Here is a 20,088-nt window from a genome sequence, read left to right as displayed (position 1 = left end):
TGCCGGCACTATAGGATTCGGCGCAAAGGCTGCCCAATGAGAGCTTTCGATTGCTCGATAACTTTGTCTCATGGCAGGGGTCGACGCGCGCATGCATCGCCGGAGGCAGCGCGCCTCTGGCTGGCGAACCCGAGCAGCGTATCGATGAAGCTCTGCGTCGGTTCCGATACCTGCTCGTCCTTTCGGGTGATGACACCGTAATCCTGGGACTCGACGCTGAAGGGCGTCCTGAGCACTCGCAACTGTCCGCTCTGCACGTGCGACTGGACCATCGACTCCGGCAGCATGGCCAGCATCGGGCCGGACTGGAGCAACTGCAGGAAGGTTTGCATCGAAATGGTTTCCACCGTATTGGTGGGCGACGCGATGTCGAACAGCCGGAAGGCGCGCTCCATGCGCCTGCGAATGGGGGTATTGAACGGGTACATGACCCATGGCCACTCGCTCAGCGCTTCGCAGGGTACATGGTCGAGCTGGCAGAGCGGATGGGCATGGTTGGCGACCAGGCAAAACGGCTCGGGCCCCAGCGGGACGAATTCGAACGACTGACAATCATCGTGGGTGAAGCGCGCGATGATCAGGTCGAGTTTTTTCTGCTCCAGCATCTCCAGCAACTGATTGCTGGTTTGCTCGATCACCTCGATGGCCAGCAGCGGACGTTTGCGTTTGATGCAGGCGATGGCCTCGGGCAGCACGACCGAGGTGGCTGCGAAGATGGTGCCGATCTTCAAGTGGCCATGGCCGCCTTTGCGCAGCTTGTTGACCTGGTCCACGAATGACTCCGTGTCTTCCAGGGTAACGCGTGCGTAGCGGGCGACGAACACGCCCAGCTCGGTCAGCACCAGATTGCGGGTCTGTCGCTCGAACAGCGCAAAACCCAGCAACTCTTCCAGGTCGCGCAGCAGCTTGCTGATGGCCGGCTGGGTGACATTCATGTGTTGCGCCGTGGTGTGCATGTTCCGGGTCTTGGCCAGGCTGTTGACCAGAACCAGATGCTTTATCTTCAGCCACCGGGTGACGCTGGAAAACGTGATGTGGTCGCTGTGCATGTAGGTGCGCCCCTGCGCGTCGATAACGAAACAGCATTGATGGGTGAGATTGAGTCATTGGGATTTTCGAAGCCCGTCCAGTACTTTCAAGGCTCCGATAGCCGACTGAAATGGAGCCTGCGATGGGACTTTTGAAACTGACGCGCCAGAACACGCTGCCGGTGGATGGCGTAGCCGGCACACTGATTGGCCGCGCCTGGGTCCCAGGTGCTATCGCGGGACCCTCGCCGATCGTGATTCGTCATGAAGGCGTGTTCGATCTTTCCGACAGCTTTTCCACGATGAGCGACCTGTTGGAGCACCGCTCGCCGGTGTCGGCGGTTCGTCTGACGCCGGGCCGGTACATCGGCACCGTCGAGGCGTTGCTGGCCAATACCGGCAACCATGCCGATCCGAACGAGCCGTCGCTGCTGCCGCCGGCCGATTTCCAGGTGATCAAGGCCGCAGGTGTGACCTTCGCATCCAGCATGATCGAGCGGGTGATCGAGGAGCAGGCGCGAGGTGACGCGGCCAAGGCCGAAAGCGTGAGGCGGCTCGTTCAGGAGGCGATAGGCGACAATTTGCGCGCCATCGAACCCGGCTCGCCTGCGGCGATGCGTCTGAAAGCCGTGCTCATCGAGCAGGGGATGTGGTCGCAGTATCTGGAGGTGGGGATCGGTCCGGATGCGGAGATCTTCACCAAGGCGCCGGTGATGGCCGCGGTCGGCAGTGGCAGCGAAATAGGCATCCATCGCCAATCCGAATGGAACAATCCGGAACCGGAGATCGTGCTCGCGGTGAACAGTCAGGGGCTGGTGCATGGCGTGACCTTGGGCAACGACGTCAACTTGCGTGATTTCGAGGGTCGCAGTGCGCTGCTGTTGAGCAAGGCCAAGGACAACAATGCGTCCTGCGCCATCGGTCCGTTCATTCGGTTGTTCGACGAGACATTCAGCCTCGACGACGTGCGCAATTGTGTGGTCGATCTGCACGTTCAGGGTGAGGACGGCTTCACCCTGGAAGGCAGCAGCTCCATGGCGTTGATCAGCCGGGATCCCCTGGAACTCGTGGCCCAGACGCTGAACGGTGAACATCAATACCCTGATGGCTTCATGCTGTTTCTGGGCACTCTCTTTGCGCCCACCCAGGATCGTGAAGCCCCCGGAAGCGGCTTCACCCACAAGCAGGGCGACGAGGTCAGCATCGGCAGCGAGCTGCTGGGCAGCCTGCGCAACACGGTGACCTATAGCCATGAGGCTGCCCCATGGACCTACGGCCTGCGGGCGGTGATGCACAACCTCGCGGCGCGAGGCTTGCTGTAGGCGAGATCGGATTCTCTGGTACATGCATGGAATATCCGCAGCGGTTTGACTTATCCAACGGGGACTGCATACTGTTGGAACACTGTTCCGTTAAGAGCAATGTTGATCAAATCCACCGTGATGTCAAAGATAAGTCGAGAAAAATATGAGAGTCGTCAAAGGTGCCGTCGACCGTTGTCTTGAAGCCATCGAGCTGCTGGCGCGTGAAGCCCGCTGGATGCGTATGTCCGACATCGCTGCCGACCTGGGTCTGGAAAAGGGGCCCGCTCACCGCGTGCTTGCGCAATTGGTCGAGCAAGGCTGGGCGGAGCAGGACGAGGCAACGTCGCAATATCGCCTGACCCTGAAGCTGGCGCTGCTGGGCCAGCGTTACCTGCACGGCATCGGCTTGCCCGAGCGCGTTCAGCCGATCATCGAACAGGTTGCCAGGCAGTGCCAGGAACTGGTGCGGCTCACCGTCGTCAGCGAAGGCAGCCTGTCCTGGCTTTCGTCGGCGCAAGGCGCGGCGCCTGGGTTGGTCTATTCGCCCGCCATGGATCACCCGATCAATCTGTACGCGACGGCCAACGGCAAGGCCTGGCTGGCGTCGATGCCCGATGAGCAGGCCGTCGAGCTTGCGCTGCGCAGTGGACTGGGGAGCACCGAGGCGAATCCCGGTCAAGGGCCCAAAGCGCTCAGCACCATCGAATCGCTGCTCAGCGACCTGAAGCTGACACGCGAGCGCGGGTATGGTCTGGTCATTGAAGAGGCCGAGGCCGGGGTGTGGGCGATCGCGGTGCCGGTCAGGCTCATTCCCGGCGGGTCGGTGGTGGGCACCATGAGCATCGCAGGCCCGGTCATGCGCATGCAGCCGGAGCGCTACGAAGAGCTGTATGCGCTGCTCGAAGACGCCGCCCACAAGGTGGGCACGGTGTGGCCGCGGCAGAACGATGTGCACTCGGTGCGGCCATGAACGAGCAGCCTTGCGCCCGCAGTGAAGCAGTCCATAGCGAAACAGTCCATAGTGAAACAGCAACTGCGCTGGACACCGCAGCCGCTGCCCTGGTCCACGCCCGCCGCGAAGGTATCCGCCTGACAGCGCTGCCGGAGTCTGGCCGGCCCACCAGCCTGGCCGAAGGCTTCGCCATTCAGCAGCGCGTCGGGCCATTGGCCGGCAAGACCGTGGGCGGATGGAAATGTGCATTGCCGCCCACCGGCAAGTGGATCGTGGCGCCCCTCTACAGCGACAGCATCGTCCGCGGCGAGCGCTATGGCGTACCCGCCGATACCCAGCAGGCGCGGATCGAGCCGGAGCTTGCCTGCATCCTGACCCGCGATCTGCCGGTACGAGGCGAACCCTACACCGCAGAACACGTCATCGCTGCCATCGGCGACACCCACTTGGCCCTGGAGGTGATCGGCTGCCGATACGCCGATCCGCAATCGCTGCCGTTCGAGCAATTGCTGGCCGACGGCCTGTTCAACCACGGATTGGTCCTTGGGCCGCGGACGACGTTGTCCTGTGCAAGGTTGCCATCCGAACTGGACATTTCAGTGCGCGGTGCCGCCCAGCCAATCGAAATCAACGGGCGCCACCCGGACGCCGACCCCATTCTGCCCATCGTCTGGCTGGCCAATTTTCTGTCTGCACAGGGGATAGGCCTGCGGGCAGGCCAGGTGATCATCACCGGATCCTATGCCGGTGTGCTCGATGTACCCGTCAATGAACCGCTGCACATTCGGTTCGGCCGTGCAGGCTCCATGTCTGTCCATTTCTCAACGCTCAAGGAGTAATACATGCGCTTAGTTCGTTTCGGTTCACCGGGGCAGGAACTACCAGGCATTCTGGATTCGAAGGGAGAGGTCCGCGACCTTTCGGGCATCGTCGATGACATCGATGCATCGGCCCTCAGCCCGGATGTGCTGCACAAGTTGCGCGGCGTCGACATTGAAAAATTGCCCTCGGTGGCGCCCGGCACTCGCCTGGGTCCTTGCGTGGGCAGTGTGCCGAACCTGATCTGCATCGGTCTGAACTACTCCGACCACGCCGCAGAAACCAACACGCCCATCCCGAGCCAGCCGGTGGTGTTCAACAAGCACACCGGCTCCATCAGCGGGCCCAACGATCCGGTCATCCTGCCCACCGGCGCGGAAAAGCTCGATTGGGAAGTGGAGCTGGCCATCGTCATCGGCACGCCTGCCTGGCAGATCCCGGAGTCGCAGGCGCTGGATCATATCGCCGGTTACTGCCTGGCCAACGATGTGTCGGAACGGGCCTACCAGCTCGAATACGAAGGCCAGTGGGCCAAGGGCAAAAGCGGTTTTTCCTTCGCGCCGCTGGGGCCATGGCTGGTTACCCGTGACGAGATCGCCGACCCACAGACGCTGGACCTTTGGCTGGACGTCAACGGCAAGCGCCTGCAGACCGGCAACACCCGCACGATGATTTTCAGCGTCGCCCACATTGTTGCGTACCTGAGCCGTTTCATGCCGCTGATGCCTGGCGACGTGATCATCACCGGTACCCCACCGGGAGTTGGCCTGGGGCAGAAGCCACCCTTGTTCCTCAAGGCGGGTGACACGATGCGCGTCGGCGGCCAGGGGCTGGGCGAGCAAACTCAGGCAGTGGTGCCTTACGTGGCCGAAATGGGTGCTGCCTGGGTAGCCGGTCGCCATCCGAACGTTGACTGACTACTACCCGAGGAGAACACCATGAGTTTTGCAGGAACAGGTGTGGTCGCGATCTGGCACGATCTTCTGCCGGAAGCGCGGGATGAGTTCTATGAATGGCACAACCGCGAGCACATGCCCGAGCGTGCCGGTATTCCAGGCTTTCTGCGCGGGCGTCGCTACATTGCGCTGAATGCGGGGCCGACCTACTTCAACCTTTACGAGGCTGACAGCGTGCAGGTCCTGGGCGGACAGGACTACCTGTCGCGTCTCAATACGCCGACGCCCTGGACGCAGCAGTCGGTGAAATCCTATCGCAACGTCGCACGCTCGATCTGCGATGTGACGTACACCAGCGGCGTGGGGCAGGGCGCCTATCTACTGACTGTCCGCTTCGACGTCGAACAGGAGCAGCACAAGCCCGTTTCCGATGCGTTGCGTCAACGGGTCCTGGCCCCGCTGGCTGACAGGCAGGGCATCACGGGCGTGCATTTGTGCGTGGCTGACGAGGCGGTCAGCAAGGTCGAAACCGCCGAGAAAAAGGCCCGCGCCGAAGGCACCCAGATTCCAGCCTGGATCGTCATGATCGAAGGCTGTGCTGCCGACTATGTCGAGGCCGCGGGCGATGCCTTCATGGTCGAGCTGCACCGGTTGCTGGAAGGGCAGTCCAGCACCCCGGAAGCGACCCTTTACCAGTTGGAGTACACCCGCTGCAAAACCCCGAGCGCTGCGGGGTAAAGCGTTAGCGCCTCCAGCATGGCCACTTCGATGCTGGACGCTCACTCCCGTGACGTGACCACCTCCCTGGACACTGGCACCGCCGATATCGCTTTGGTCCAGCCGACGTAGAAGGCCAGGTAGAACGTCGTTGGTGTATTCGCCCAGCTTGGGCGCCACTTCCCCTGTGGCCGACTGCACCGCGGCTCGGCGCTTGCTCTCGCTGGCTTCGTCCAGGGCCAGAGAGAGCAAGCGCATGGGTGGCCATGGCCTACGGCTGGATAAACCCATGAGCCCTGTTCACCAAGTCCGACTTGCCGACGCTCAGAGCGCTGCCTGCGGGTTGCGCCCCAATACCCGATGGTACTCCGCCCGCGCGGTGTGCTCGGTAAACTCGCCGGACCACTTCGACACCACCACCGTGGCCACACTGTTGCCTATGGTGTTGCAGGTGGCGATCGCCATGGACATGAACCGGTACACCCCGAACAGCAACGCCAGTCCTTCCACTGGCAGCGAACCGATGGCGGTGACCGTGGCGGCGAAGACCACGAAGCTGCCACCAGACACCGCCGCGGCACCTTTCGACGTCACCAGCATGATGGCGATAATGCCCAATTGCTGTTCCCAGCTCAGAGGTACGCCATAAGCGTTGGCGATGAACAGCACGCACAGCGACATGTAGATGGAGGTGCCATCCAGGTTGAAGGCGTAACCGGTCGGCAGCACCAGTCCCACACTCTGCTTGGAGCAACCGAACTTCTCGAGCTTCTGCAGCAGCCGAGGCAGCGCACTCTCGGAAGAAGCGGTGCCGAGTACGATGAAGACTTCATCCTTGATGTACTTAAGGAAGCGCCACAGGCTGAACCCCGAGATTCGGCAGACGATGCCGAGCACAACGAAGATGAAGAAAGCGATGCAGACGTAGAACATCAGCACCAGGTTGGCGAGGGACATCAGGACCGCTGCGCCGTTGCTGCCTACGGCATAGGCCACCGAGCCGAAGGCACCCAAAGGGGCGAACTTCATGATCAGGTTGATGAACTCGAAGAAGCATTCGGAAATGCGGCTCAGTCCATCTTCGATGACGCTGCGACGTTCAGGCTTGAGCGCCAGCAGGGCAAAGCCGAACAAAACCGAGATGACCAGTACCTGCAGCAACTGCCCACCTGCGAAGGCACCGACGAAGTTGTCGGGGAAGATGCCGTAGATGAAGTCCAGGGTCGAGGCCGGCGCGTGACCTTTGGCGACTGCCGCAGTCGCTGCGGCGGCAGTGGCGCTGCTCGGATGCGCATCGTGCATGCCCGAGCCGATGTTCAGCAGATTGCCCCAGAGCAAGCCAATGGCCAGGGCGATGGTGGAGACGATTTCGAAGTAGATCAGCGCGCGCAGGCCGACCTTGCCGACCCGCTTTATATCACCCGCCGAAGCGATGCCGTGGACCACGGTGAAAAATACCAGAGGGGCAACGGCGGTCTTGATCAACTTGAGGAAGATATCCCCGAGAATCTTGAACTTGGCTGCCAGTTCCGGCGCCAGGAAGCCGAAGGCAATGCCCAGCACCATGGCGGCGATGACCTGGAAGGTCAGGTCCTTGTAGAACGGCTTTTTGTTGAGGGTCGTCATGTCTGCAGTCTCGTTGTTGTTATAGGCGAGCAATAGGCAGAAGGGCTCGATCGCGGCGAGCCTTCGAACAATCAGCGTTTGACGCTGCCCTCGCGGGCCAGGGCGATATCCACCATCTGCGGTGCCAGGCCCAGATAGTTGGCCGGATCGGTCAGTCGCTTGAGTTCTTCGATATCGAGTTCAGCGGTGGCTTCGCCCTGGGCAAGCAACGCGTCGAGAAGGCTGGTGCCTTCATCGTTGGCCAGGCGGCAGGCGGCATAGACCACGTCGTGCGCAACCTGACGACCCAGCGCTGGCGCAAGGCCCATCATCACGGCTTCGGCCACGATCAGCCCTTGGGTCATGTCGAGGTTCTTGCGCATGCGCTCGGGACGTACTTCCAGACCCGCCAGCATGAACCTGGCCTGGGCCAGCGACGCGGCGCTCAAGGCGAAGGCTTCGGGAATGGCGATCCATTCGGCTTGCCATGGACCGGTGGAGCGTTCGAAGTCCTGAATCATGGCGTCGAGCATCAGCCCGGCCTGCTGACGCACGCCTTTGGCGGCCGCATACATCAGTTCGCAGGAAATGGGATTGCGCTTCTGCGGCATGGTGCTGCTGGCGCCGCGTCCCTTGACGAAAGGTTCGTACGCCTCGCCCAGTTCGCTGGTCATCATCATCATGACGTCCAGTGCGACCTTGCCCAGGGACGCGGTGACCAGGCCGAGGAAATTCAGGGTTTCGGCCAGGCCGTCCCGGGCAACGTGCCAGGTGGCTTGCGGAACGCCGAGGTTCAATTCCGCCATGAGCGCTTCCTGCACCTCAAGACCCTTGTCGCCCAGGGACGCCAGGGTTCCGGCGGCGCCTGCGAATTGGCCGATTTCCACCCGCGGACGCAGTTCGACCAGACGCTCGGCGTGGCGATCGAACATGCTCAACCACACGGCACATTTGTAGCCAAAGGTGATCGGCAGGGCGTGCTGCAGGTGGGTGCGACCGGCCATGGGGGTGTCGCGGTAGCGCCTGGCGAGGTCGGCGAGCAAGCCCCGCACCGCTTTGATATCACGCTCGATCAGCAGCAGCGCGGCGCGGACTTGCAGTACGACGGCGGTGTCCATGATGTCCTGGGTGGTCGCCCCCCAATGGACGTAGCGACCTGCATCGCCGCAGGTTTTCGACAGTTGCTCGACCAGCGGGAGAATCGGGTACCCGACGATTTCGGTCTCATGCTGCATGAGCGCCAGGTCGAGGGATGCATAGGTGGCGCTTTCGGCAATGCGTTCGGCGGCCTCGCCGGGAATGACGCCACAGCGTGCCTGCGCGCGCGCCAGTGCCACTTCCACTTCGATATAGCGTTCGATCAGCGCCTGGTCGGAGAACACGGCACGCATTTCCGCTGTGCCGAACATGTCACGAAAGAGAGCGGAATCAAAGACGGTGCTGGACATGAGAGGATCCTGTTATGTTTGTTATTAACCGTACATATTTATATGTACGTACATAATAATTGCGCGCGCACTGGTACACTGTCAACTCGTTGATCGCTTGAGACTGATGGAAGGTATGAGCCAGACGCGCTATGAGGTCGTTGCGAAGGACTTGAGGGAAGGGATTTCCAGCGGTCGATTTCCGGTGGGCACCTTGCTGCCCACCGAGCTGGAGCTGTGCGACCTCTATGCGGTGAGTCGGCACACCGTGCGCGCGGCGATTACCCAGCTGCAGAATCAGGGCCTGGTGTCACGCCGCAAGCGAGTCGGCACACGGGTCGAGTCGGCCACACCCATCGGTGGATACTCGCAGTCGCTGGCCTCGGTATCGGATCTGGTGCATCTGGCCGAAACCCAAGTGCGCAGCATTCAGAACGTCCTGCATTTCGTGGCCGACATCGCGCAGGCCAAGCGCTTGGGCCTTGAGCCAGGGGAGCATTACTTTCGGGTATCCAGCCTGCGCGTCGATCAGGAAAACCCGCGCGCGCCGCTCTGCTGGACCGATGTATACGCTCAGGACATCTATTCGGAAGTGATCGAACTGGCCAACCAGCATCCCGACGAGCTGATTGCCGCCCTGATCGAACGGCATTTCGGCCGGTACATCGATGTGGTGGATCAGCAGGTGCGTGCGGTACTGCTCTCGGTCGAGATTGCCAGAAGCCTCAATGCGGACGTCGGTTCACCCGGCCTGAACATTCTGCGGCAATACCGCGACAAGGACGGGGCGGTGATGGTGGTTTCGGAAACCACCCACCCCCAGGACCGCTTCACTCTGGTGTCACAGATGCGCCGGGACAAGCTCTAGACCCTGCTATCCCAGGCGGCCTACAGCACACCGAGGCGAGAGGGACTGATGAACCTTATGCCAGCGAGAACTCGGGAAGCACATGTTCCTGAAGCTCCGCAATCACCTCCAATGCCGGACGTCGAGTCGGCTTGAGGTTCAGGGCGACATGGTTGATGCCGGCATCGCGTTGCTGCGCGAAGAACTGCTTCAAGGCATGGCGGCCGCCGCGCAGGACTCGGCCGGTCTGCAATGGGGCGTCGGCATTGCTGTCAAGATCGAACATCGCACCGTAGCCGAAGGGCACGAAGCCCCGCGCTGCGGTCATTTCGCGCCAGTGCGGCACCACTTCCGGCATGCGTTGGGCGTCGCCGTGCCAGATCCAGGCGTCGACGTGTTCGGCCAGCCACTCCAGGCTCTGCCCGGCCCGACCTATGGCGATGAGCGGGATGCGCGAGGCTGCCGGCTTGGGTACCAGGTCGATGTCCCCGCGCAGATGGCCGAAATGCTCGGTCTTCAGGCGTGGGAATGACACCGAGGTCAACGTCTTGATCAACGCCACGGCTTCGCGATAGCGCTCGACACGGGTGCCGAAGTCGACGCCGAAGGCCGGGTATTCGGTGGGTCGGTCACCGGAGGCCATGCCGGCGAGAAAGCGTCCGCCCAGCAATTGGTCGGCGGTGGTGATCTGCTTGGCGGTGATCACCGGTTCACGCAGGGGCGTGACGAATCCGGCGGTGCCGATCGCGATGCGCTGGGTGAGGGCGGCGAGCCAGCCGGCGTACACCAGCGGATCGAGTACCTGGCCGGTGTCGCCGAACGAGGGGTCGTAGAACGGTACGTCGCGCAGCCACAGGGCCGCGGCGTCGCTGCGATCCAGGCTCTGCACGATCTCGGCCTGGTCCGACAGGCTGGGGAACGGGCTGTCGGGGTAGCCGCAGGCCGGGGCAATGAAGCCGATGCTCAACTGGTCCGGTTGGAAGGTACGGCTGAACGCGTCATGGTCAGCCAGATCGTGCGATTGAGTGTCCTGATTTCGTACATTCATGGTGTCTGTCCAAGATTCAAGAGATGACATCAGTCTAACGGTCAGCCTGACGTCTGTTTCCGACCTTTTGGATCGACACTGGTGAAAAACATTCCTCAATCGCACGTGGGCTCAGTAGCCGCTGCCCGCCTGGCCGCCGGTGACGATGGCGATTCCCGAGCTGGTGCCCAGACGGGTGGCGCCGGCCTGGATCATCGCCTGGGCGGTGGCCACGTCACGCACGCCGCCCGACGCCTTGACGCCGATGTCCGGGCCAACCACCCGGCGCATCAGGGCGACGTCTTCGAGCGTGGCGCCGCTGCGGCTGAAACCCGTGGAGGTTTTCACGAACGCCACGCCCAATTCGCGGCAGATCTCGCAGGCACGTACCTTCTGCGCGTCGTCGAGCAGGCAGGTTTCCAGGATGACCTTGAGCGGTACCTCGCCGCAGGCCTGCAGCACCGCAGCGATATCGTCCCGGACATCGGTGTACAGCCCTTCCTTGAGCCAGCCGATGTTCAGCACCATGTCGATTTCCTGTGCGCCGGCGGCGATGGTCAGCACGGTTTCCGCCGCCTTGGCGGCGCTCAGGCCGGCACCCAGCGGGAAGCCCACCACGGCGCAGACCTTGACGGCGGATCCCGCCAGATGCCGGGCCGCGACGGGCACCTGGCTGGAATTCACGCACACGGAGTAGAACCCGTGTTCACGTGCCTCCGCGCAAAGCGTGGCAATCTGTTCGCGGCTGGCATCGGCCGCCAGCAAGGTGTGATCGATGGTCTGCGCCAGTGCGGTGGGGTCGAGTGAAGTCATGAAGCGATTCCTGTCATCAGTGGAAACACGGGGCCTTGGCCCACACGTTATAAAATTAACAATTGGTGTTACTTTGTTCGCGGTATCAACCGTATCTACCTCACCAACGGATTGCCTGGATGCCCGTGGACGTCAAGAAAACCAACCGAGTCAAACAGATCCAACAGGTCCTGCAAGACCAGAAAGCCGTGCATCTGCGCGAAATGGCGGCCTTGCTCGACGTGTCCGAAATGACCCTGCGCCGCGACCTGAGCCGGCATCCGGAACAGTTGCGGTTGCTGGGCGGCTACATCACGCGCGCCCACGACGACCCTGAGCCTGGGGATTACCGGGTCAGCGAGCAGGACACCCGGCATGTCGAGGAAAAGCGCCGGATCGGCAAGCTGGCGGCCGCCTTCATTCAGCCGGGCGACACGGTGTTCTTCGATTGCGGTACGACGGTGCCCTTCGTGGTCGACTTCATTCCCGACGATCTCGAGTTCACCGCGGTGTGCAACTCGCTGAACGTGCTGCTCAAGCTGCAGCAGAAAACCCGTTGCAACATCGTCCTGTGCGGTGGCGTTTTCCACCGCAAGAACCAGGTGTTCGAGAGCCAGGTCGAAGCCAGCATTCTCGACAGCGTACGGCTCACCTGGGCATTCGTTTCCGCGGCCGGCGTCAGCCTGGAGTGCGGCGTCACCTGCTTCAACTTCCACGAGGTGGAGGTCAAGCAGAAGGTCATGCGTCAGGCGCGGCAGTGCCTGCTGCTGGCCGATCACTCCAAGTTCGACGCCGTGCGCACGGCGCATTTCGGCGCGTTGAGCGACTTCCAGTGCGTGGTCAGCGACAAGAAAATCCCCCGCGCGTACCGCGAGGCCATCCAGGCCGGCGGTGCTCAACTGGTGGTGTAGGCAGGTCACGTCGGCAGCGCTCGCCGTTCCGTGGCGCTGAGAAAACCGGTGCGCACGCTGAACTCGGCGCGCGCACCGGGTGCCAGGCTGCGCACGTTGCCCTTGGCCAGTTCGGCGCGGTAACCCTCCGGTTCGCAGGTGGCGGGCAAGACGAACGCGGCGACCTGTTGATCCGCGTTGTGCAGGATCCAGCGCGCGGCATGCTCGAACTGCTGCGGGCTGTAGCCGGTGTAGAAGGCCGCGCCGTCGGGGTGTTCCAGAAAGAAATGCGCCTGCCCCTTGGCATCACTGCGGACTTCATCGAAGAAGCAGACGATTTCCGGGTCGTACAGGGCAGGGGAGTCGAGCACTTCCAAGGCTTGCGGATCCTGGCTCAGCTGCGCCATGTAGTCGCTCCAGGCTGGCGTCGGCCGTACGTGGGCCGGCACGCTGCTGCGCACTCGGGTGCGCTCGCAGCCCAGCGGCTGGCTCAGTCGCGCGCCTTCGACATAGGCATAGTTCATGTGCGCCATGTACATCAGGTCCATGGCCTTGCCCGTCAGGTTGACCACTTCCATGCCGATCTCGAATACCCCACTGGCCGGGCGCAGGGTGACGCTGGGACTGGCCCGGTAGTGGTCGCCGAAACCCTGCACGTACTCGCAGGTACCGCCCAGGCGCAGGTAGGCGCCATGCTCGTCTTCACCGCTTTCCAGCCAGGCCTCGTCCATCGGCGCGCAGGGCATCTCGCCGTGCAGCGCGTGGGTGTCTTCCGGGCCTGGGCAACCGTTGCGCAGCAGGCCGCTGTGGAACATGAAGCAGCCATAGGTGCCGATGATGCTGTCGCTGGGGCGAGGCTGGCTGAACATGTTGCGCATGGTCAGGTCGCGGCCATCGAACTCGGCCGACCAGATCATCTGACCCTGCCAGGGCAGTATCACCAGCTTGCCGCGGCTGTTCTCCAGCGACAGTGCCTTGACCCCGCTGGGGTAGGTCCAGGCGTGTACGGTGAACTGACGCGACTCGAGCAGGGTTCGACGGGTGCTGTCCCACAGTTGCGGGTACAGCGGCAGGCGCAGGCATTCGGCACTCATTGCGCCACCGCCGCGGCCGAGCCGCTCAGGGCCGGTTGTGGCTGGCGCATGCAGCGCACCGCGTACAGCACGATCGCCACGAAGCACAGCAGCGGCACAGTATAGGCGATCTGCATGTTGCCGTTGTTGGCGTCGCTGAGCAGGCCCTGGAAGATCGGGATCACGCCACCGCCGACGATGCTCATCACCAACAGCGAACCACCGACACCCGTATCTTCGCCGAGCCCGTCGATGGTCAGGCCGTAGATGGTCGGCCAGCAAGGACCGAGAAAGACGCTGACACCCACGGCTGCGTACACCGCGGTGATGTTGGGTACGAAGATGGTGTAGGCCAGCAGCAGGATGCACAGCACGCCGTACAGAGCCAGCACCTTGGCGGGGTGCATCTTGCGCATCAGCACGTTGGCAATCATCTTGCCGACGAAGTAGGCGGCAAAGGTGATCAGCAGGAACCATGAGGCGCTGCGTTCGTTCATGCCGCCCATCTGCATGGCCAGGCGAATGGTGAAGCTCCAGACGCCCACCTGAGCGCCGACGTAGAGGAACTGCGCCAGCACGCCGAAACAGAAGCGCGGGTTGCGGCGCAGGCGTCCCAGGCTTTCACCCAGGCTGGCCCGGGGTTCGCTGCTGGTGCGGTTGCCCTTGCAGGCGGGAAAGCGGGTGATGGCGATCAGGATGAACATCAGAATGAGCACCGCGATCATCCATTTGTACGGCAGCAAGGTCGACTGGATCATCTGCAACTGCTGCACGGCCGCTTCGCTGGCACTCATCTGCGCCAGCTGCTCGTGGCTGGCGTCGGTGTCCTTGAACATCACGAAGCTGCCCACGTACACCCCGGTCATGGCTCCGAACGGGTGAAAGGTCTGGGAGATGTTCAGGCGTCGCGTGCCGGTTTCCCGCGGACCCATCAGGGTTGAATAGGTGTTGCAGGCGGTCTCGAGAAACGACAGGCCGGCGGCGATGACGAACAGGGCGATCAGAAACATGCCGTACTTGGCGGTGGACGCGGCAGGGAAGAACAGCGCGCAGCCGAACAGGTACAGCATCAGGCCGACCAGGATCGTGGTCTTGTAGCTGAAACGGCGCACCACCAGGGCTGCCGGTATGGCGACGAAGAAATAGCCCAGGTAGAACGCCGACTGGACGAAGGCCGACTGGAAGTCGCTGAGCAGGAAGGCCTTCTTGAAGTGGGCGATCAGCACGTCGTTCATGCCAGCCGCGGCGGCCCACAGGGCGAAGATCAGACACAGCAGGATGAAGGCGAACCATGGCGTACGGTTCAGGTAGAACCCGTCCGGGGTTTGTTGCAGCGCAGGTTTGTTCATTATTGTTCTCCGCGAGAGTGCTGGTGAGGTGTCAGCGAGCCGATGCATCCAGAAAGCGTGCAAACGTTTCTGCATCCGGGTAGGAAGACTGCGTGCCCAGGCCGGTGACCGAGCAGGCGGAGTAGGCCACCGCTTGTTGCATCGCCTGACGGATATCGGCGTCCTGGCTCCAGTGCTTCGCGAAGCAGCCGATGAAGGCGTCGCCCGCGCCACTGGTGTCGCGCGCCTCGACCTTGACGCCCGGGACCTGCCACTCGCCTTCGGCGCCGACGTACAGGGCGCCTTGTTCACCCAAGGTGACGATGACGTGGCGTACACCCTTGGCCACCAGGGTTCGCGCGGCGTGCGCCGCTTCGTCGGCAGAGTTCACCGGCAGCCCGCTGATGAGCGCCAGTTCGCTCTCGTTGGGAATCAGGAAGTCCAGCAGCGCCAGGTGGTCGTTGCTCAGGCCGGCCAGGGCAGGGGCGGGGTTGAGCAGCACCGGAATGGCGTGGCGTCGAGCGAACTCGATGGCGTGGTACACGCTCGCCAGTTCGATTTCCAGTTGCAGCACGATCAGGGCGCAATCACGCAATTGCGCCTCGGCGCGATCGATGTCGGCCGGATGCAGATGGGCATTGGCGCCTTTGACGATCAGGATGCTGTTGTGGGAGTTCTCCTGAACGAAGATCGGCGCCACGCCGCTGGACACGCCCGGTACCCGCTCGACGAAGCGCGAGTCGATGCCCAGCCGTTGGAAATTGGCCAGGGTGGTATCGGCGAAGCCGTCGTCGCCGACCTTGCTCAGCATCAGGACGTCGGCACCCAGCAAGGCCGCCGCCGCGGCCTGGTTGGCCCCCTTGCCGCCGCAACCCATGGCGAAACGCGGTGCTTCGAGGGTTTCGCCTTGGGCGGGCATGCGCTCGATGTAGGTGATCAGGTCGACCATGTTGCTGCCGATGACTGCGATCTTGCTCATTGTTGTTGTGACCTCGCCAGCGCCGACGGACCCACCGTCGGCTGTTATTTATGTTATTTAAATAACATTTTCTGTGAGTATTCAATCTTTATTTTTTCGATCCCCGCAGTGATGTCTCCGCGACATTACTCATGTCATGAAGTTCAAAACCTGTACAAATAAAGATATCTGTACAAATCCTCGTAAAGTTATTCGAAACCCAACCGATACGGACGTTTGAGCACAGAACACCTGTGCTCGGCCAAGGGGCCGGACAGAGCCCCGGCGTCCGAGAAATGGACCGTTCTCACTCACGATTAACCACTAACCGTCCATTCCGGGCTGTGAGAACCCTATGAACATCCTTGCTCCTGCCGTAACGCTCGCCAACCGATTACGCTTCAAGACCAAATTCGCGGTGCTCGCCATCATCGTTCTGGTCCCGCTGCTCCTGCTCGGTACCCGCTTCATCGTTCAGCTCAATGACAGCCTGGCGGTCATACGCTCGGAGCAGACCGGGCAGCGCTACCTGCTGGATGTGACGCCGATCCTGCGCCTGTCCATGATGCAGCGCGCGTTGACCAACCGCCTGCTCAGCGGCGATCAGACCGCACAGGCCGATGTGCTGGCCAATCAGGCAAAGATCGAAGACGCCTTCTCGAAACTGGCCACCACTGACCGCCAGTTCAACGACGCTCTGCAGACCGGCGATCGCGTGGAACGCCTGCATGCCTCGGCCACGCGCTTGATGTCGCTGGCCAAGCCCGGCGTCGATCCTGGGGGCATGTTCGATCAATGGAACGACCAACTGATCGAGACCCTGAATTTCGTCTACTACGTCTCCGCCACGTCGGGCATGGTGCTGGATGAGGATTACGCATCGCTGTTCATGATCGACCTGAGCACGCTGCGTCTGCCCCGCCAGATCAACATCGTCGGGCAACTGCGCGGGTTGGCCAGCGGGCTGCGTGAGGGGCAGCCGTTGAGCCCGGCGACGCGGGGCGTGATCAAGTCGATGCTCAAGACCGAATTGCTGATCCACAAGGAGCTTCAGCAAAGCCTGGAGCTGCTGCGTCGGCGAGAGCCCGCCCTGGCCGATCGCATTCAGGCACCTATCGACAGTGCGTTCATGAGCCTGACCGGCTTCCGTGCGGACCTGGAAGCGGTCACGTCCTCCACCAGTGACACGCTGGTCAACGTGCAGAACGTGCCCGCCAAAGGCAACGCGGTCGTGGCCGAGCTGTACAAGGCGCAGGACACGCTGCAGGAAGAACTCCTCAACCGCCTGGCGCACCGGGCTCAGGAAAAGACCTCGGAGCGGCTGTTCATCCTTGGCATGTTCGCCGTTGTCGGCCTGCTGCTGGTGTACGTGTTCTGCGGCATCTACAGCGCCATGCGCCGCAGCATCGAGGATGTGTTGCAGGCCACCCGGCTCATCGGCCAAGGTGACTTGAGCGCACGCGTCCAGGTGCGTGGCAGGGACGAAATGGCCGACGTGGGCAACAGCCTGAACCACATGGTGCAGGCCTTCGGCAGCTCGCTGACCCAGGTCGAGCGCAGCTCGCAGTCGGTTTCCGATGCCGCCGCGCGCATGGGCGTGTCCATCGATCGGGCCAAGCAATCGATGAACACTCAGCAAAGCGAGACCGAACAGGTCGCCACGGCCATCAACGAGATGACCACCAGCGTGGCCGACGTGGCGCAGAACACCGAAGGGGCGGCCCACGCTGCCGAACACGCCAGTCAGTCGTCCCAGGCCGGGTTGGCGAAGATGCATGAAACCAAAGTCACCATCGAGGCCCTGGCCGATGAGGTGGAGCGCAGCGCGCAGAAGGTCTCGGCACTGGCCCAGCACAGCCAGCAGATCGGCGGGGTGATCGAGGTGATCCGCAACATCGCCGACCAGACCAACCTGCTGGCCTTGAACGCTGCCATCGAAGCCGCCCGTGCCGGGGAGCAGGGGCGTGGCTTTGCGGTGGTCGCCGACGAGGTGCGGACCCTGGCTTCACGTACGCAGAACTCCACCGAAGAAATCCGCCGAATCATTCAGGAACTGCAATCGGCCACCTCTGCGGCCGTCGAGCAGATGAAGGCCGGCAAGCAGCGTGCCCAGGAATGTTTGCAGTCGGCCGATGCCGCCTCGACCAGCCTGGATGCCATCAGCGATGGCGTCGAACAGATCGTCGGCATGAACACTCAGATAGCCAGCGCGGCGGTGCAGCAACACGCGGTGTCGGAGGACATCAACCGCAACGTGACCCAGATCCGCAATGGCAGCCTGGCGCTCATGGAAGGTATCGAGGACAACGCCGTGACGGCGGAAGAACTCACCTTGCTGGCGACCGAGCTGCGCACGGTGGTCTCGCGGTTCAAGGTGTAAGGAGGGGAGGTGAGCGGTGCCGATCCGCGCCAACCGGCGGATCGGCATACCGAAGTCTAGTGCGATGGGCCGCTTGAAGACGTCAGTGTCGTGGCCAGCTTCGCGGCTGCATCCAGGGCGGCGTTGAAGTTGGCCTCGGCGGTTGCGGCATCGCCGAGGGTGCCTTCCGATTCGACGGTATCGATGGCCGGAATCCCTACCATGCGGGCCCAGGTCCGCAGAAAGGCCACCTGATGGTCGAAGTCTTCGGTCGGGTAATCCTCGCCAAGCGCCACCCCGCGGGTGGCCAGCACCACCACTTTCTTGCCCTTGAGCAGGCCGACCATGCCCTTGTCATCGAAGTCGAACAGCACGCCACGCTGCGACACCGAGTCGATCAGGTGCTTGAGGCGGTAGGGCACACCGAAGTTCCACATCGGCACGCTGAACACGATCACATCCGCGCGGTGAAAACGCTCGCCCAAGGCATGTATCTGCTTCCAGACAGCCGCCTGCTCGGCGGTCATTTCCACACCCTCCAGGTCCGCGTATTTGGCTTTCAACGCGGGGCCGTCGAATGGCAGCAGGTCGGTGGTCCAGACATCCAGTACGTCGACGGTCGTGTCGGGCTCAACCGAAGCAGCCGTTTCGAGATAGCGATCGGCCAGTTTCAGGGAGGCAGAGCGCTCCCCGCGGGGAGAGCTGGCAATGTGAAGAATATGCATACACGGGGTTCCTGAGTGAGGGGCTGCGCAAGGTTTCAATTTAGTCCTCGACGCAAGCGCCGATGTTCAATTCTGCAGCGCGTAGCGGCGACAGTGTTCCAGATAGCCTTGCTCGTGGCTGCCTACCAGATGCACCACGCTGGACCAAAGCCAGGAAGGCGCATCCAGGGTGTTGGAGCGGTTGGTTTGCAGCTCGCGGATCCAGGCGGCTCTGGTCGAAAGGTCCATCTGCCGGGCATGGGCCGTGCCGACCACGCTGGCCAGGTAACTCGCCGCACGCATGGCTTCGGTTTCGCTCAACTGATCGAGCTCAAGCTTCATGTCCTGAGGCAGCAGTTCGCGAATGAAGAAGCCATGGTCAAGCATGCGCGTGGCTAGCATGCGATTACCCAGGCCCGGTGACAGGTGCCGGGCGCCTTCGACCACGCGCTTGCCGTTGTCCCGCGGCATGCCTGCGCGAACCGTGCGCGGCGCTGCGGCCGCCACGGCTTCCTTGATGTCGAGCAGGCACAACTCCTGATCGTCATCTTCGCCCACGCCCAGCAGCACGGCGTAGCGCTTGAGCCCCAAGGAGCTGCAACCCTTGACCCAGTACGCCGAGTCCAGCAGTTCGACACTGTCGCTGCCCGATCGCCCTTTCAACGACGTGACCAAGGCATGAATCTCATCGGTGGCGCACAGCGTCTTGATGGCGCTGCGCTCGGCCTTGGACAAGGCCCAGAAATGCTTGCCCAATGGAATCGTCGGGCGCATGTCCTCGATGCGTTCCTGAGCCAGGTGCTTCCAGGTCCGCTGCACGGCGCTGCGCATGCCGGCCTTCACCTGAGCGGGGCGTTGCGGTTCTTCGTCGTGGTTGTTCTCGAAGGCCTGTTCATAACCCACCATCATTTCTTCCAGCATGCGCGCCGTGGCGACGCCCGGCAGGTCCGAGCCGCGTGCGGCGGTCGCTAGCGACAAACCCAGCCGCACCAGATCGTGCACCGGGTTGCCGATGACAGTCTGGTCCAGGTCGCGGATATGGATATCGATGCGGCCTTTCGAATCGCCGGTCGGGCCGAGATTGCCGGCATGGCAGTCGCCGCAGATCCACACCGGCGGACCACTGGGCAAGCGTCGGCCCGACTGCGACTGCAGCCAGTCATAAAACTGCACCGTGCTGCCCCGCACATAGGCATGGGCGGATCGCGCCATCTTCAAGTTACGCAGTTGCTCGAGCGGTTCCAAACGTGCGGCAGGACGGGGCGTCTTCATGGATTAGTCTTTGAGGGAAAGACGTTGGAGTAGGGAGATGCGCCGCGTGTTTCAAAATGTTTCTACGTTTTTTCAGAGCAATGGCTGTGT

General features: G+C 62.4%; 18 protein-coding genes. 8 read left to right on the top strand and 10 right to left on the bottom strand.

The window, feature by feature from the left end:
• Positions 1-68: 68 nt before the first annotated feature.
• Positions 69-1,049, bottom strand: coding sequence for a LysR family transcriptional regulator (locus ABMD26_RS02585; protein ID WP_354307520.1), 981 nt, complete (start codon positions 1,047-1,049; stop codon positions 69-71).
• A 122-nt stretch (positions 1,050-1,171) separates the two neighbouring features.
• Between ABMD26_RS02585 and ABMD26_RS02580 the strand changes: the two genes are divergently transcribed.
• From ABMD26_RS02580 to ABMD26_RS02560, 5 genes are all read left to right on the top strand, one after another.
• Positions 1,172-2,350, top strand: a complete 1,179-nt coding sequence (locus ABMD26_RS02580; RefSeq protein WP_354307518.1) for a fumarylacetoacetate hydrolase family protein — start codon at positions 1,172-1,174, stop codon at positions 2,348-2,350.
• Between the two features lie 145 nt (positions 2,351-2,495).
• Complete coding sequence (locus ABMD26_RS02575; protein ID WP_354307516.1) at positions 2,496-3,302, top strand: IclR family transcriptional regulator; 807 nt, start codon at positions 2,496-2,498, stop codon at positions 3,300-3,302.
• Positions 3,299-4,123 (top strand): 2-keto-4-pentenoate hydratase, encoded by an 825-nt coding sequence (locus ABMD26_RS02570; RefSeq protein ID WP_354307514.1) that lies wholly within the window; start codon positions 3,299-3,301, stop codon positions 4,121-4,123. The genes ABMD26_RS02575 and ABMD26_RS02570 overlap by 4 nt, the downstream gene beginning before the upstream one ends.
• Positions 4,124-4,126: 3 nt before the next feature.
• Positions 4,127-5,020, top strand: a complete 894-nt coding sequence (locus ABMD26_RS02565) for a fumarylacetoacetate hydrolase family protein (RefSeq protein WP_354307512.1) — start codon at positions 4,127-4,129, stop codon at positions 5,018-5,020.
• A gap of 21 nt (positions 5,021-5,041) precedes the next feature.
• Positions 5,042-5,737: a DUF4286 family protein gene (locus ABMD26_RS02560; protein ID WP_090357652.1), complete on the top strand. Its 696-nt coding sequence runs from the start codon at positions 5,042-5,044 to the stop codon at positions 5,735-5,737.
• A 303-nt stretch (positions 5,738-6,040) separates the two neighbouring features.
• On the opposite strand, the gene dctA is transcribed toward ABMD26_RS02560, so the two are convergent.
• Both dctA and ABMD26_RS02550 read right to left on the bottom strand, forming a co-directional pair.
• Positions 6,041-7,342 (bottom strand): C4-dicarboxylate transporter DctA, encoded by a 1,302-nt coding sequence (gene dctA / locus ABMD26_RS02555; RefSeq protein ID WP_049859236.1) that lies wholly within the window; start codon positions 7,340-7,342, stop codon positions 6,041-6,043.
• A 71-nt stretch (positions 7,343-7,413) separates the two neighbouring features.
• On the bottom strand, positions 7,414-8,769 hold the full coding sequence (locus ABMD26_RS02550; protein ID WP_354307509.1) for a class-II fumarase/aspartase family protein: 1,356 nt from the start codon (positions 8,767-8,769) through the stop codon (positions 7,414-7,416).
• 115 nt (positions 8,770-8,884) lie between these two features.
• Between ABMD26_RS02550 and ABMD26_RS02545 the strand changes: the two genes are divergently transcribed.
• On the top strand, positions 8,885-9,616 hold the full coding sequence (locus ABMD26_RS02545; protein ID WP_354307507.1) for a GntR family transcriptional regulator: 732 nt from the start codon (positions 8,885-8,887) through the stop codon (positions 9,614-9,616).
• Positions 9,617-9,671: 55 nt separating this feature from the next.
• Here the strand turns inward: ABMD26_RS02545 and ABMD26_RS02540 are convergent, their stop codons facing one another.
• Positions 9,672-10,643 carry an LLM class oxidoreductase gene (locus tag ABMD26_RS02540; RefSeq protein ID WP_354307505.1) on the bottom strand — a complete coding sequence of 324 codons (972 nt, stop codon included), beginning with the start codon at positions 10,641-10,643 and terminating at the stop codon, positions 9,672-9,674.
• 111 nt (positions 10,644-10,754) lie between these two features.
• Positions 10,755-11,435 carry a deoxyribose-phosphate aldolase gene (gene deoC / locus ABMD26_RS02535; protein WP_056842988.1) on the bottom strand — a complete coding sequence of 227 codons (681 nt, stop codon included), beginning with the start codon at positions 11,433-11,435 and terminating at the stop codon, positions 10,755-10,757.
• Positions 11,436-11,554: 119 nt separating this feature from the next.
• Between deoC and deoR the strand changes: the two genes are divergently transcribed.
• Positions 11,555-12,325 carry a DNA-binding transcriptional repressor DeoR gene (gene deoR, locus ABMD26_RS02530; protein WP_354307503.1) on the top strand — a complete coding sequence of 257 codons (771 nt, stop codon included), beginning with the start codon at positions 11,555-11,557 and terminating at the stop codon, positions 12,323-12,325.
• 5 nt (positions 12,326-12,330) lie between these two features.
• Here the strand turns inward: deoR and ABMD26_RS02525 are convergent, their stop codons facing one another.
• Genes ABMD26_RS02525 through rbsK form a run of 3 tightly spaced genes read right to left on the bottom strand, consistent with a single transcriptional unit; the run spans position 12,331 to position 15,684 of the window.
• Positions 12,331-13,398 (bottom strand): aldose 1-epimerase family protein, encoded by a 1,068-nt coding sequence (locus tag ABMD26_RS02525; RefSeq protein WP_354307501.1) that lies wholly within the window; start codon positions 13,396-13,398, stop codon positions 12,331-12,333.
• On the bottom strand, positions 13,395-14,726 hold the full coding sequence (gene fucP, locus ABMD26_RS02520; protein WP_354307499.1) for an L-fucose:H+ symporter permease: 1,332 nt from the start codon (positions 14,724-14,726) through the stop codon (positions 13,395-13,397). The genes ABMD26_RS02525 and fucP overlap by 4 nt, the downstream gene beginning before the upstream one ends.
• Positions 14,727-14,757: 31 nt before the next feature.
• The gene (rbsK, locus tag ABMD26_RS02515) at positions 14,758-15,684 is read right to left on the bottom strand and encodes a ribokinase (protein ID WP_320522386.1); all 927 of its coding nucleotides are present in this window, start codon (positions 15,682-15,684) and stop codon (positions 14,758-14,760) included.
• Between the two features lie 334 nt (positions 15,685-16,018).
• Between rbsK and ABMD26_RS02510 the strand changes: the two genes are divergently transcribed.
• Entirely contained in the window at positions 16,019-18,043 is a 2,025-nt protein-coding gene (locus ABMD26_RS02510; RefSeq protein ID WP_354307497.1) for a methyl-accepting chemotaxis protein, read from the top strand.
• A gap of 56 nt (positions 18,044-18,099) precedes the next feature.
• Here ABMD26_RS02510 and ABMD26_RS02505 read toward each other — a convergent pair whose 3' ends face one another.
• Both ABMD26_RS02505 and ABMD26_RS02500 read right to left on the bottom strand, forming a co-directional pair.
• Complete coding sequence (locus tag ABMD26_RS02505) at positions 18,100-18,747, bottom strand: FMN-dependent NADH-azoreductase (RefSeq protein ID WP_191999789.1); 648 nt, start codon at positions 18,745-18,747, stop codon at positions 18,100-18,102.
• 66 nt (positions 18,748-18,813) lie between these two features.
• Complete coding sequence (locus ABMD26_RS02500) at positions 18,814-19,998, bottom strand: DUF2252 domain-containing protein (protein ID WP_354307494.1); 1,185 nt, start codon at positions 19,996-19,998, stop codon at positions 18,814-18,816.
• Between the last annotated feature and the right edge of the window lie 90 nt (positions 19,999-20,088).

Source organism: Pseudomonas sp. PvP001 (assembly GCF_040546375.1).
Classification (GTDB): Bacteria; Pseudomonadota; Gammaproteobacteria; order Pseudomonadales; family Pseudomonadaceae; genus Aquipseudomonas; species Aquipseudomonas coleopterorum.
This window is presented reverse-complemented; position numbering and strand designations above follow the sequence as displayed.